Consider the following 14,476-nt stretch of genomic DNA (forward strand, 5'->3'; position numbering starts at 1 on the left):
CCCTCGACTCCGCCCTGCGGGCTTCGCTCGGGATGACGGAGAAAAGGGCATTATTGCGAGTTCGGACACACCAAACTCGATTACGACTATTTCCCGCCGGCGAAATTCAGCTGACGCCATGCTTCGTAGATGGCGATCGACGCGCAGTTGGTGAGATTCAGAGAGCGCAGGCTCGGGCGCATCGGCAGGCGCACCTGCTCGGCCACATGCGGGCCGGCCATGATATCCATCGGATCGGGAATGTCTCCCGGCTCCGGGCCGAACAGCAGAATATCGGTCGGACGGTACTCCACCTCGGTGTAGAGCTTGGTGGCATGGGCGGTGAACGCGATGATACGCGAGTTCGGCATCGATTCGACGAGGTTGTCGAAATTCGGATGCAGCACCACATGCGCCATATCGTGATAGTCGAGGCCGGCCCGGCGCAGCTTGGTGTCGCGCAGGTTGAACCCCAACGGCTCCACCAGATGCAGGATCGTTCCGGTCACCGCGCACAGGCGGATCGCGGAACCGGTGTTGCCGGGAATGCGCGGCGAGTAATAGCACAGATGGGGCGTCACGGTTTCCGTCGCCGCGGCCTTCTCCGCCGTGAGCATGGCGTCGACCACGGAGATCGGATTGCCGTGCGCGTCGGTCACCAATTCGTCCGGGCCGTAATTCGATTTGCGGTAGCCGTATTCGAACATCTTGCCGACTTGGGATTCCTCAGGGCGTTTCATATCGTTCGTCATAGCTGCTAAGAATATGAATGATGAACGACACTGCGTATGGGATTTCTCGACTACGGGCTGTGCCCTCCGCTCGAAATGACGAGGAGGAGCGGGTTGCGGCCTGTGCTCGAACTGATGGGGAGAGTCGGGCCGTGGCTGCCGCGCCGCGGATCGCGAAGCGACTGACGGCATGGTGGGAGGCGAACGCGCGCGACCTGCCGTGGCGGTTCGGACGCGCGACGCCGTGGGGCGTGCTCGTCTCCGAAGTGATGAGCCAGCAGACGCAGATGAGCCGCGTGGTGCCGTACTGGCAGGCATGGATGGAATTGTGGCCGGACGCGACGGCGCTCGCCGGCGCGTCGACGGCGGAGGTCATCACCATGTGGGGAAGGCTGGGGTATCCGCGCCGCGCGCTGCGATTGCAGGAATGCGCGCAAGCGGTATCCGAACGCTACGCCGACGAACTGCCGCGCACCTATGAACAGTTGGTTGCGCTGCCCGGCATCGGCGACTATACGGCCAGCGCGGTGATGAGTTTCGCGTTCGGCAGGCGAATCGCGGTGATCGACACGAATATCCGCCGCGTGCTCAGTCGCGTGTTCCTCGGTAAGGAATCGATGGGAGGGGCGGCCAGCGCGACCGAACGCGAACTCGCCAACACCGTGCTTCCCCAGGATCCGTCCGCTTCGGTGATGTGGAACCAGTCGGTGATGGAGTTGGGCGCGGTGGTGTGCGTGGCGAAGAAGCCGCTGTGCGAGCGTTGCCCGATTGCGGGGGAGTGCCTGTTTCTCGAATCCGGTCTGCCGGGACTGGGTGAGAAACGCACGCGGCCGCGGCAGCGCTTCCAAGGCACCGATCGCCAGGTGCGCGGCATCGTGCTGAACGCGTTGCGCACGCTGCCCGGAGCGCAAACGTCGTTGCCGCGCGAACAGGTGGAATCGCTGTGGAAGGACCATGTGCAGCTCGACTCCTGCATCGCCTCGCTGGATGAGGACGGTCTGATCGAAATCCTTGCCGACGGCTCGCTGCGTCTGCCCCGCTAATGGTTGAGGGCGGCTTGGTCTGACGGAGGCGCGGCGGATTCCCTCGTCCTTGTTCGGCTGGTTGGATTGGGGCGGATGGCGTCGCGTGCGCTTCGACGGATTGCCGAACGTGGGTGACGGCGGATGATGCGGTCGCATGTGAAAAGGAGATGGGGATGCCGTGTCTCGCACGAGGATGCGGTGAGGAGGGCATACACTCGTGGGTATGCCTCAGACCAGACATCCACGTTCCGCCGGGAACGGCCGCGCCGACAACGCCGGCCGTGCCGCGGGCACCCGGCGTGGGAGCGGATCCGGGGCGAATTCCTCGTCGCGTTCCTCGTCGCCGAAAGTCGGCGGTCCGTCCAAACGCGCGGCCTCGGCCGGTCGGTCGCGTGCGGCGGGAGCTTCGCGAGGCACCGCCGCACGCGCCTCGTCGAAGAGGCCGGGCATCCCCACTCGAGGAGGATCGGGCGGAACGTCGTCGAAGAAACGCAAGCCGTTAAGCGCGAAGGCACGCAAGAAGAGGGCGATGTACCGTCGCCGCCGCATCGTGGTGGCGGTGGCGTTGGTGTTGGTGATCGCGGTGGTGGTGTTCTGCTGCTACAGCCTGACCCGCGGCGCGAGCGCCATAGGAGCCCTGATCAACCATGACGACATATACGCGATCTCGCGCGAGGAGGTGCCAGAAAGCAAGCAGTCCAGCGGCACCAAGGATTGCACGGCGGAGAACGTGAGCCTGCAGCTCACCGCGCAGTCGCAGTCCGTTGCGGTCGGAGGAGCGATGGAGTTCTCCGCCTCGATCGTGCACGAAGGCTCGGGCAGCTGTCTGATTGACGCTTCGGACTCCAGCCGTGTGCTCACCATCACCTCCGGCGAGGAGACCATCTGGAGGTCGGATGTGTGCGCGGCCGATCCGCGCATGCTGCTGATGGCCAAGGGCGACAAGGACATCCAGACGATCACGTGGAACACGAATGCGAACGCCACACTCACCGAATGCACGGATGAGGCGTCCTGGCCCACGGTGAACGCCGGCACCTATGTGGCGCGGCTCAGTCTCAAAGACGTTCCCGACGTGACCAGCGACCAGGTGGTGTTCACCGTCCAGTGAAACGGCCTTACGCGGTGTCATCCTGAGCGCAGGCGCAGCCGGAGTCGAAGGATCTCATCTGGGTGGGGATCCCTCGACTCCGTCCTTCGGACTCCGCTCGGGATGACGAGGCGGGGATGTCTGTCGGGATGGCGGATGGGAATGTCCGTGTGTACGGGTAGTCTCGTGACTTTGCATGAGGTGTGTCATATTGCGGGCATGCCGACCAGGGCTTTAAGCCCCACCAACGACGATGAACGCCCGCACAGGCATATGGTGGCCGTGCCGGCGTCTGACCCGGAAAAACGGCGGAATTCCGCCGAAAGATTAGCGAGCGATAAGGAACGTCCATTGGCTGCCACTGAAGCTACGACGAACACCACCATGAACGCGCGCGCCGATAGCCGCGAAATCGAACTGCATAAGGCTTCGGACCGCGTGAACTTCGGTTCCATCAAGGAACCCATCGATGTGCCCTACCTGCTGGGCGTGCAGACCGACAGCTTCGATTGGCTGATCGGTGCCGACCGCTGGAAGAAGCGCGTCGAAGAGGATATCGAAAACGGCACCAACACCGTGCCGCACATCTCCGGCCTCGACGAGGTCTTCCAGGAGATCTCCCCGATCGAGAACTTCGCCCAGACCATGAGCCTGACGTTCTCCGATCCGTATTTCGAGGAACCCCGCCACACCGTGCAGGAGTGCAAGGAGAAGGACTACACCTACTCCGCGCCGCTGTACGTGAACGCCGAATTCGAGAACGGCGACACCGGCGAGATCAAGTCCCAGACCGTGTTCATGGGCGACTTCCCGCTGCAGACCCCGCACGGCACCTTCATCATCGGCGGCACCGAGCGCGTCATCGTCTCGCAGCTCGTGCGCTCTCCGGGCGTGTACTTCGACCGCCAGCAGGACCGTACCTCCGACAAGGAGGTCTTCGGCGCGAAGATCATCCCCAGCCGCGGCGCGTGGCTTGAGTTCGAGGTGGACAAGAAGGACCAGCCGCAGGTGCGCGTGGACCGCAAGCGCAAGCAGTCCGCCATCGTGTTCCTGATGGCCATCGGCATGAGCAAGTCCGAGATCGCCTCCGCGTTCAAGGATTACCCGCTGGTGCTCGACGCGCTGGAGAAGGAGACCCTGGAGACCCAGGAGGAGGCCCTGGTCGATCTGTACCGCAAGATCCGCCCGGCCGACACCCCCACTCCGGAGGCCGGCAAGAACCTGCTCGACTCCTTCTACTTCAACACCAAGCGCTACGATCTGGCCCGCGTCGGCCGCTACAAGATCAACCGCAAGCTCGGTCTGGAAACCGACTACAACGACCGTTCCCTGCACCAGGAAGACATCATCGCCACCATCAAGTACCTGGTGACGCTGCACGACGGCAAAACCTCCTTCCCGGGCAAGCGCGACGGCCAGGATGTGGACCTGCGCGTGGACGTGGACGATATCGACCACTTCGGCAACCGCCGCATCCGCCAGGTCGGCGAGCTGATCCAGAACCAGCTGCGCACCGGCCTGAGCCGTATGGAGCGCGTCGTGCGCGAACGCATGACCACCCAGGATGCCGAGGCCATCACCCCGCAGTCCCTGATCAACATCCGCCCGGTGAACGCCACCATCAAGGAGTTCTTCGGCACCTCCCAGCTGAGCCAGTTCATGGACCAGAACAACCCGCTCTCCGGCGTGACCAACAAGCGCCGTCTGAGCGCTCTGGGCCCCGGCGGTCTGAGCCGCGACCGCGCCTCCATGGAGGTGCGCGACGTGCACCCGTCCCACTTCGGCCGCATGTGCCCGATCGAAAGCCCCGAAGGTCCGAACATCGGTCTGATCGGCTCGCTGGCCACCTTCGGCCGTGTGAACCCGTTCGGCTTCATCGAGACCCCGTACCGCAAGGTCGTCGACGGCCATGTGACCGACGAGGTCGAGTACATGACCGCCGACCGCGATCTCGACCACGTGATCGCCCAGGCCAACCAGGAGCTCGACGCGGACGGCAACTTCGTCAAGGCCGAAGCCCTCGCCCGAGTCGGCGAGGAGGAGGCGGTCGACGTTCCGGTCTCCCAGGTCGACTACATGGACGTCTCCCCGCGCCAGATGGTCTCCCTCGGCGCCTCCCTGATCCCGTTCCTGGAGCACGACGAGGGCCACCGAGCGCTGATGGGCACCAACATGCAGCGCCAGGCCGTGCCGCTGATCGAATCCGAGCGCCCGCTGGTGGGCACCGGTTCCGAATGGCGCGCCGCCAACGACTCCGGCGACGTGATCAAGGCCGAGAAGGACGGCGTGGTGACCTACGTCTCCGCCGACATCATCCGCACGATGAACGACGACGGCACGCAGTCCAGCTATAAGCTGGCCAAGTTCCAGCGTTCGAACCAGACCACCTGCTACAACCAGCGTCCGATCATCAAAGACGGCGAACGCGTCGAAGCCGGCACCGTGCTGGCCGACGGCCCCGCCATCGAAAAGGGCGAGCTGGCTCTGGGCAAGAACCTGCTCATCGCGTTCATGCCGTGGAACGGCTACAACTACGAGGACGCCATCATCATCTCGCAGCGCATCGTCCAGGACGACACGCTCAGCTCCATCCACATCGAGGAGTACGAGATCGACGCCCGCGAAACCAAGCTGGGCGCCGAGGAGATCACCCGCGACCTGCCGAACGTCGGTGAGGACGCGGTGGCCAACCTCGACGAGCGCGGCATCATCCGCATCGGCGCCGAGGTCGAGGCCGGCGACATCCTCGTCGGCAAGGTCACCCCGAAGGGCGAGACCGAGCTGACCCCGGAGGAGCGTCTGCTGCGCGCCATCTTCGGCGAGAAGTCCCGCGAGGTGCGCGACACCTCCCTGCGCGTGCCCCACGGCGAGACCGGCACCGTCATCGGCGTCAAGGAGATCACCCGCGAGGACGCCGAGGACGACGGCGACGAGCTGCCCAACGGCGTCAACCAGATGATCCGCGTGTACATCGCCCAGCACCGTAAGATCACGGTGGGCGACAAACTCTCCGGCCGCCACGGCAACAAGGGCTGCATCTCGCGCATCCTGCCCGAGGAGGACATGCCGTTCCTCGCGGACGGCACCCCGGTCGACATCATGCTCAACCCGCTTGGCGTGCCTTCGCGAATGAACCTCGGCCAGGTGCTCGAACTGCACCTCGGCTGGATCGCGCACTCCGGCTGGGACATCTCCCTCGATCCGAATATGGAGGCCGAGTGGAAGAAGCTCATCCCCGCCGGTGCCGAGAAGGCCGAACCGGGCACCCCGGTGGCCACCCCGGTGTTCGACGGCGTGCGCCCGGAGGCCCTCGAAGGCCTGCTGTCCACCACGCTGCCCAACCGCGACGGCGACCGTCTGGTCGGCCCCGACGGCAAGGCGACGCTGTTCGACGGCCGCACCGGCGAGCCCTTCGGCAAGCCGATCTCCGTGGGCTACATGTACATGCTGAAGCTGCACCACCTCGTGGACGACAAGATCCACGCCCGCTCCACCGGCCCGTACTCGATGATCACCCAGCAGCCGCTGGGCGGCAAGGCGCAGTTCGGCGGCCAGCGCTTCGGCGAGATGGAGGTGTGGGCCCTCGAGGCCTACGGCGCCGCGTACACGCTGCACGAGATGATGACCACCAAGTCCGATGACGTCGACGGCCGCGTGCGCGTCTACGGTGCCATCGTGAAGGGCGACAACCTGCCGCCGGCGGGCATCCCCGAGTCCTTCAAGGTGCTCCTGAAGGAAATGCAGTCCCTGTCCCTGAACGTCGAGGTGCTCAACGCGGAAGGCGTCGCCATCGACATGAAGGACGAGGACGACGATCCCGTCTCATCCTCCGACGACCTCGGCTTCAACATCGGCGCGCGTCCCGACGCGTCCGCCAAGGAAGACCAGATCGTCGACACGCCCGAATATCAGTGATCTGAACTGATCTGAACTTGTATCCGAATTTACGAAAGACAGGACAACACAAGTGCTGGATGTCAACGCTTTTGACAAACTGAGGATTGGTCTCGCCACCGCCGACGATATTCGCGGTTGGAGCCACGGCGAGGTCAAGAAGCCCGAAACCATCAACTACCGTACCCTCAAGCCCGAGAAGGACGGTCTGTTCGGCGAGCAGATCTTCGGTCCGACCCGCGACTGGGAGTGCGCCTGCGGCAAGTACAAGCGCGTGCGCTTCAAGGGCATCGTGTGCGAGCGATGCGGCGTCGAGGTGACCAAGAGCCGCGTGCGCCGCGAGCGCATGGGGCATATCGAACTGGCCGCCCCGGTGACGCATATCTGGTTCTTCAAGGGTGTACCGTCGCGTCTGGGCTACCTGCTCAACGTGACCCCGAAGGATCTGGAGCGCGTGATCTACTTCGCCTCCTATATGGTCACCGAGGTCGACGACGAGCAGCGCCACACGGATCTGCCCGGCCTGCAGGACGAGTTCGACACCGAGGTCAAGCAGCTGGAACGCCGCCGCGACAACGAGATCGAAGAGCGCGCCAAGAAGGTCGAGGCCGATCTGGCCGAGCTCGAGGCCGCCGGCGAATCCAAGGGACCCGCCCGCGCCAAGCTGCGCAACAGCGCCGAGCGCGAGATGGCCGCCATCCGCCAGCGTTTCAACGACCAGATCTCCCGTCTGGACGCCGTGTTCGACAAGTTCAAGAAGCTTGCCCCCGGCGACATGATCGACGATGTGGATCTGTGGCGTGAGATGCAGGACCGCTACGGCGACTACTTCGACGGCTGCATGGGTGCCGAGGCGATCAAGAAGCGTCTGCAGTCCCTCGACCTGGAGACCATCTCCAAGGAGCTGAAGGAAGAGATCAAGGACGCCTCCGAGCAGCGCAAGACCAAGGCCCTGAAGCGCCTCAAGGTCGTCAACGCCTTCCTGACCACCGGCAACAAGCCGGAGGCCATGGTGCTCGATGTGATCCCGGTCATCCCGCCGGACCTGCGCCCCATGGTGCAGCTCGACGGCGGCCGCTTCGCGACCTCCGACCTCAACGACCTCTACCGCCGCGTGATCAACCGCAACAACCGTTTGAAGCGCCTTATCGAGCTCGGCGCCCCCGAGATCATGCTCAACAACGAGAAGCGCATGCTCCAGGAGGCCGTCGATTCGCTGTTCGACAACGGCCGCCGCGGCCGCCCGGTCACCGGCGCCTCGAACCGCCCGCTCAAGTCCCTGTCCGACATGCTCAAGGGCAAGCAGGGCCGCTTCCGCCAGAACCTGCTCGGCAAGCGCGTGGACTACTCCGGCCGTTCCGTGATCGTGGTCGGCCCGTCCCTGCGCATGCACCAGTGCGGTCTGCCCAAGCCGATGGCGCTCGAGCTGTTCAAGCCCTTCGTCATCAAGCGTCTGGTGGATCTCAACTACGCGCAGAACATGAAGAGCGCCAAGCGTCTGGTCGACCGCGGCGACTCCGAAGTGTGGGGCGTGCTCGAAGAGGTCATCGCCGAGCATCCCGTGCTGCTCAACCGTGCGCCTACGCTGCATCGTCTGGGCATTCAGGCCTTCGAACCGATTCTGGTCGAAGGCAAGGCCATCCACCTGCCGCCGCTCGCCTGCGCCGCCTTCAACGCCGACTTCGACGGCGACCAGATGGCCGTGCATCTGCCGCTGAGCGCCGAAGCCCAGGCCGAGGCCCGTTCGCTGATGATGTCGTCCGACAACATCCTCAAGCCCGCCGACGGCCACACCGTGACCATGCCTTCGCAGGATATGATCCTCGGTCTGTACTACCTGTCCACCGTGGTGGAGGGTGCCAAGGGCCAGGGCCGTGTGTTCTCCTCGCTGGACGAGGCCGAGATGGCGCTCGACCTGCACGAGATCGATATGCAGGCCAAGGTGCTGATCCGCCTGCCTCAGGACTTCACCCTGCCCACCGATTGGGAGCCGGGCGAGGTGCAGGTCGTCGATCCGCAGCCGGGCAGCGCCGACGTCGTCAAAGAGGAGCGCTTCCACGCCGGCACCGTGCTGTTCGCCACCTCCTTCGGCCGCATTCTGTTCAACGAGACCCTGCCGACGGACTACCCGTTCGTCAACGACCAGGTCGCCAAGGGACGTCTGTCGAACATCGTCGACGACATCGCCATGCGTTACTCCACCCAGCAGGTGGCCGCCACGCTGGACGCCTTGAAGGATCTCGGCTTCACCCGCGCCCCGTGGTCCGGCGTGACCATGTCGTTCTCCGACATCGCCACCCCGCCGGAAGGCGACGCGATCATCGCCGACTACGAGCAGCAGGCCGCCAAGGTCAACGACCAGTTCGACATGGGCCTGCTCACCGCGGAGGATCGTCGTGAGGAGCTCATCAGCCTGTGGACCGAGTGCACCGACAAGGTGGCCGAGGCCATGCGCGACAACTTCCACGATGCCAACAACGTGAACATCATGGTGCAGTCGGGAGCGCGAGGCAACTGGATGCAGATCCGCCAGATCGCGGGTATGCGAGGCCTCGTGGCCAACCCGAAGGGCGAGATCATCCCCCGTCCGGTCAAGTCCAACTACCGTGAGGGCCTGTCCGTGCTGGAGTACTTCATCTCGCAGCACGGCGCCCGTAAGGGTCTGGCCGATACCGCACTGCGTACCGCCGAGTCGGGCTACCTGACCCGTCGTCTGGTCGACGTCTCCCAGGACGTGATCGTGCGCGAAGAGGACTGCGGCACCAAGGCCGGCCTCATGCTGCGCGTGGCCGATCGCGACTCCGAAGGCAACCTGACGCTGGTCAAGGCCGCCGACGGTGGCCCGTACTCCCGTCTGCTCGCGGCCGACGTCATCGACCCGGCCGACGGCGAGACCGTGCTGTTCAAGCGTGGCGACGCCCTGTCGATGGACGCGCTCAACACGCTTGTCGAGCATGGCATCGAAGAGGTCAAGTGCCGTTCCGTGCTCACCTGCGAATCCAAGCGTGGCGTGTGCTCCAAGTGCTACGGCTGGTCGCTGGCCACCAACAAGCTGGTCGACGTCGGCGAAACCGTCGGTATCGTCGCCGCCCAGTCCATCGGCGAGCCCGGCACCCAGCTGACGCTGCGTTCCTTCCACTCCGGTGGCGTCGCTTCGGCTTCCGATATCACGCAGGGTCTTCCCCGTGTCACCGAGTTGTTCGAAGCCCGTACCCCGAAGGGTGAGGCGCCGATCACCGAATTCGCCGGCTCCATCAAGGTCGTCGAGAACGACCGTGGCCGCCAGATCATCCTCACCCCGGACGCCGATTCCGGCGCTCCGACCGAGGACGGCGTGATCAAGCCGATCACGTATCTGGTGTCCCGCCGCGTGCCGATGCTCGTCAAGGACGGCGAACATGTCAAGACCGGCACCCAGCTGGTTGAAGGCTCCGTCGATCCGAAGAAGATCCTCACGATCCTCGGCAAGCGCGCCGCCCAGGTGAACATCGTGGAGGAGGTGCACAACGTGTACCGCTCCCAGGGCGTGGATATCCACGACAAGCACATCGAGGTCATCGTGCATCAGATGACCCGCCGCGTCACCATCATCGACTCCGGCGACACCGATCTGCTGCCCGGCGAGCTGGTGGACAACGCCCGCTTCCGCTCCACCAACATGGCGACCGTGAAGAACGGCGGCAAGCCCGCCGTCGGACGTCCGGCGCTGATGGGCATCACCAAGGCCTCGCTGGCCACCGACTCGTGGCTGTCGGCCGCCTCCTTCCAGGAGACGACCCGCGTGCTCACCGAAGCCGCCCTGAGCCAGAAGGTCGACGACCTGAAGGGCCTCAAGGAGAACGTCATCATCGGTAAGCTCATCCCGGCCGGTACGGGCCTCGCCCGCTACCGCAACGCCGTGGTCGAGCCCGACAAGGCGATTCGCGACACCATCTACCCGAACTTCGGTCTGGGTGGCGATATGGAAGCCGGAGCCGACTTCTCCGACGCCGATCTGAGCGATGTGGACTTCTCCAACATCGACTTCGGCGATCTGAAGCTCGGCGACGACTTCAATCCGGACGACTTCCTCAACGACGCCGGCGGTCAGGTCGACCTCGGCGGCGATCTGGGCGACGTTCTGTAAGCGAAGCGCCTGACACGCTGGTAGCAGGGCCTCGGCATCCCCACGGATGTCGAGGCCCTGCCCGTATCCGCAGGGAATCGTGTACGGAGGATCGTCTCCGTGAACGCGTTCCTCGCAGCGCCAGACGTGCGCGCCATCGGCGGGTCCGGGGGAGGGCGCGCAACATGGCCGTGCGGAGGCGGTTGACATGCCTCCAGTATCTGCGCGCCTGTTTGGTGTGAATCGCCTGGCCGGAGAATGCTGCGAAATCGGCCGCATAGCCCAACGATCGCACGGTGAGCGCCGTATGGTCGTCCAAGAGCATGCGGTTGGTGATATCGGACGCCTGCTGGCGTCGGCTCCCCGATAGCGGTATGCCGCCGCTTTCGGCAAGATCGCACAGTGTGTTCCATCCTGCGAGGATGCGCTGTCGAGGCGTGCCGCGGATACGCGACAGCATGCGCCGCACGGCGTTCAAGGCGAGGATGCCGCCGATGAGGATGACGGCGATCCACAACGGAGCACCATACAGGGCGATACCGGTGACGAGACGGACGAATCGCGCCCGGAACGGATTGTTTTCGTTTCTTTCCGCATCGGTTCCGGTGATTGCGCTATGCGGTTGAATCCGCGGTGTCTCCCGCAGCGGATCGGTAAGTGGTACCGGTGGTTGACGCACCAGAGTCTGTGGATCGGGAGGTGTGAGGCTTTGATCGTCGTTCGGGGTTTTCGTTTCGTCGGGCGTAGGGTGAAACGCCACCCAGCCCAATCCGGACAGGTTGATCTCCGTCCATGCGGTGATGTCGCCGCCGGTGAACGAAACGACGGAACTGGATGAATCGGATGAATCGGATGCGTTGCGTGGAACGGATGGGTTGGATGGGGCGGAATCGCTATTCGACCGGAATCCAAGCGCCACACGACTGGACAATCCGAGCGTCCGGGCCATCAGCGCCATGGCGGAGGCGTATTGTTCGTCGTCTCCCACCATGGCGTCGCCGGACAGCAGGCTGGTGATGCGGTAATTGCCGTGGCCGGCGAGCGAGGGATAGTCTCCTTCGAGTCCATGCGAGAACCATCCGGATGTTCTGAGCAGGGTGGCCATCGCTCTGGCCGCCTCGCCGTCGCTGGCCCGCCCACCGGCGACGACCGAGGCGAATTCGCTTGCGACTTCGGGAATATCCAGCGCCTGCGGTTGGTCGGTGTGGGCGGCGGTGGCCTGATCGATGGCGTCGTTGTTGGGAACGGCGGCGATGACGCCGGTTTCGGTATAAGCCATGCCTTCGGTCGTGGCATGGGAGAGGATGCCGGAATCGGTGTCCGTGTTGTAGAAGAACGCGCGTGCATCCTCATCATCGGCGAAGTCGACGGAGGTGGCGGCTCCGGCCAGCGGCAGCCAGATGTCGGTGAGGCCGGAGGCGACGGTGAATGTGGCGGTGAAGGATTCGCCTTGCGTTTCGTTATGGATGCGTGCGCCCACGCGGCGGTACTGTGACGATCCGGAGGAAGGCGCGGAATCGACTGATTGACCGGTTCCGGCGAGATTCCATACCGTGCCGTCGAAATGGTCCATCACCGCCAGCCGTACAGGCGTACCCTCGGGCAGTCCTTCGACGGTGAGCAGCGTCTCGTCCCGATGGTCCTTGATATAGGAGCGAAAACCGCTTAGCGGACTGGCATAGGCGACCGGAACGAACGGCGGGTCGTAGATGTTCCGCAGCACACGACGATGCTGCGGCAATGTGAACGAGGCAAATCCCGCGACCGCGACGGCGACGGCCAACATGGCCGCGACGGTTCGCCACCGCTTCCACGCAAACGACCCCCACCGCCACGACAACCAGACGATCAGAACGCTTCCGACGAGAACGCCCACGCCTGCGCGATGCCATCCCGAATCGGTGCCGAGCCATGCGCAGAGCGCCATCGCCGCGCCGATCGGCAGTACGGACATCACAGTCAGCCATGCGTGTTCGCAGACCGCGAATACGCCGGCCAGCAGGGCGAACCATACGCCGATCGTCCATATGGCCATCAGGGATCCGTGAGCGGTTCCGATCGGCGGTTCCACGGCGATAAGGTGTTTGAACGCCCCGAAGGTCGCCTCCCATCCTTGGACCAGCGTGCGCCAGATGGGCGGCGGTTGCGATACTGCGGCGCGGTCCACGGCGATAAGCGGGCCAAGGACGAATTGGACGGCCGCCAGCGATGCGAGTTGTCGCCATAGGCGCCACGCCGGCCATGTGCCGGACCAAGCGATCGCAGCTCCCGAAGCCACGGCGGGTACGGCCGTCAACGCCCATCGTAGAGAATCGCCGTACACGTCGATGAGATTGGCCATGGCGAGCAGAATGGCCGTGGCCGCGCATATCACGCCGACGAGTCGGTATCTTCGCGGCGGTGGGCCATGGGTGCTTTCGCCATGGATGACTTTGGCTTGGACGGTCATATGATCACCTCCGCAAACGACGGCAGATCCTTGAGTGATCCGATGGTGACCACGGTGAATCCGGCGAGGCCAAACACGTCGCCGGACTCGTCGAGGGCGGCCCTCACCACCACGCGACGGGCGGAACGCGGCAACATCGTCGTGGCTCGTGCGATCTGGTCGATATCGATGTTGGATCCGACGACAAGCCCGTACCATGAGGCATGGGGCGTATGATGCACGGTCTCGTCTATGGGAATCGGACCGTCGCCGTCGGGACGTATGGCGCTGGCCGCGTCGAGCAGTGTGACGGCGTCTCGCGGCATGCGATGCGTGGTACCGGCATGCGTGGCGATCATCCTTCCCTGTTCGAGACAGGCGAGGCCGATGGAGGCGTGGATGGAGACGGCCAATTCGAATTCCTCCGATGAGGAGTAGTGCCCGGCGTTCACGTCAAGCGTCAGCGAAGCGTCGGACCGGCACGTCTCCTCGTATTGACGGATCATCAGCCGCCCGCTTTTCACGCTGCTCAACCAGTGCGCATGGCGTATGTCATCGCCGAATTCATATGGACGCAGTCCATGGAGATCGAGATCGTCGGAGACGATTCGACCGCTTGCCAGCCCCTCGAAATCATGGGCGGTTCCGGTTCTCGGCAATGCCAGCCGCACTGTGGCTGGATGGACGAACACGTTGACGCGTTCGCACAGCGATCGCTCACGGCGCACAAGGCCGAAAGGATCTCCCTGCCATACCAGCGGCGGCCCGATCTCCAATACGGTGCGGACTTCGGCGATATGACGCATGTCTATGACGGCGGAGTCTTCCGATGGCAGCGCGGGAATGGCGAAACGCGTATGCATCCCGTCGATGGGCAGATCCACGAATGGTACGGGAATGCGAAAACGGCGTGGTCCATGGGCGCGAATCTCCATATGCACGCACACCTCATCCCCTACAGTGACGCGTCGGTCGGATACCCGCATCGAAGCCTCATACCGCATGGATCCCAGCGACAACAGCAAAGCGGCCACCATCATAACCGCGGAGAACAAGCCGAACGTCAACAACTCATGCCATCCGCAATAGGGAAACAGAGCCAGACACGCGACCGCGGACGCGGCCATCGCCCATCCCAGAGGCGAGACGACGCGAGCTTGTCGGCGTGGAACCGCGACGGGAATGCGACGCCCTATGCCGCGGACCAACCGCCGTAGGCCATGC

Annotated in this window: 7 protein-coding genes; 4 read left to right on the forward strand and 3 right to left on the reverse strand. The window is 64.3% G+C overall.

The window, feature by feature from the left end:
* Positions 1–86: 86 nt before the first annotated feature.
* A complete protein-coding gene (locus tag BE0216_RS10010; protein WP_072723600.1) occupies positions 87–731 on the reverse strand; it encodes a tRNA (cytidine(34)-2'-O)-methyltransferase in 645 nt (214 codons plus the stop codon).
* Positions 732–751: 20 nt separating this feature from the next.
* On the opposite strand from BE0216_RS10010, the gene BE0216_RS10015 reads away from it, so the two are divergent.
* From BE0216_RS10015 to BE0216_RS10030, 4 genes are all read left to right on the forward strand, one after another.
* Positions 752–1,753: an HhH-GPD family protein gene (locus BE0216_RS10015; RefSeq protein ID WP_094636628.1), complete on the forward strand. Its 1,002-nt coding sequence runs from the start codon at positions 752–754 to the stop codon at positions 1,751–1,753.
* Between the two features lie 511 nt (positions 1,754–2,264).
* Positions 2,265–2,846, forward strand: a complete 582-nt coding sequence (locus tag BE0216_RS10020) for a hypothetical protein (RefSeq protein ID WP_094636545.1) — start codon at positions 2,265–2,267, stop codon at positions 2,844–2,846.
* A 363-nt stretch (positions 2,847–3,209) separates the two neighbouring features.
* Positions 3,210–6,740: a DNA-directed RNA polymerase subunit beta gene (rpoB, locus tag BE0216_RS10025; protein WP_094636546.1), complete on the forward strand. Its 3,531-nt coding sequence runs from the start codon at positions 3,210–3,212 to the stop codon at positions 6,738–6,740.
* A gap of 52 nt (positions 6,741–6,792) precedes the next feature.
* Positions 6,793–10,845: a DNA-directed RNA polymerase subunit beta' gene (locus BE0216_RS10030; RefSeq protein ID WP_094636547.1), complete on the forward strand. Its 4,053-nt coding sequence runs from the start codon at positions 6,793–6,795 to the stop codon at positions 10,843–10,845.
* Here the strand turns inward: BE0216_RS10030 and BE0216_RS10035 are convergent.
* Entirely contained in the window at positions 10,790–13,273 is a 2,484-nt protein-coding gene (locus BE0216_RS10035) for a transglutaminase-like domain-containing protein (RefSeq protein WP_158217191.1), read from the reverse strand. The two genes, BE0216_RS10030 and BE0216_RS10035, sit on opposite strands and share 56 nt — an antisense overlap.
* Complete coding sequence (locus tag BE0216_RS10040; RefSeq protein WP_158217192.1) at positions 13,270–14,379, reverse strand: DUF58 domain-containing protein; 1,110 nt, start codon at positions 14,377–14,379, stop codon at positions 13,270–13,272. Before BE0216_RS10040 ends, BE0216_RS10035 begins: the two co-directional genes overlap by 4 nt.
* Between the last annotated feature and the right edge of the window lie 97 nt (positions 14,380–14,476).

It is taken from the genome of Bifidobacterium eulemuris (assembly GCF_014898155.1).
GTDB lineage: Bacteria > Actinomycetota > Actinomycetes > Actinomycetales > Bifidobacteriaceae > Bifidobacterium > Bifidobacterium eulemuris.

Excerpts from the sequence above, each read along its gene's own strand:
- BE0216_RS10010 (WP_072723600.1), bottom strand. The coding sequence starts at position 731 with ATGACGAACGATATGAAACGCCCTGAGGAATCCCAAGTCGGCAAGATG.
- BE0216_RS10015 (WP_094636628.1), top strand. The coding sequence starts at position 752 with ATGAACGACACTGCGTATGGGATTTCTCGACTACGGGCTGTGCCCTCC.
- BE0216_RS10020 (WP_094636545.1), top strand. The coding sequence starts at position 2,265 with ATGTACCGTCGCCGCCGCATCGTGGTGGCGGTGGCGTTGGTGTTGGTG.
- rpoB (WP_094636546.1), top strand. The coding sequence starts at position 3,210 with ATGAACGCGCGCGCCGATAGCCGCGAAATCGAACTGCATAAGGCTTCG.
- BE0216_RS10035 (WP_158217191.1), bottom strand. The coding sequence starts at position 13,273 with ATGACCGTCCAAGCCAAAGTCATCCATGGCGAAAGCACCCATGGCCCA.
- BE0216_RS10040 (WP_158217192.1), bottom strand. The coding sequence starts at position 14,379 with ATGGCCGCGTCCGCGGTCGCGTGTCTGGCTCTGTTTCCCTATTGCGGA.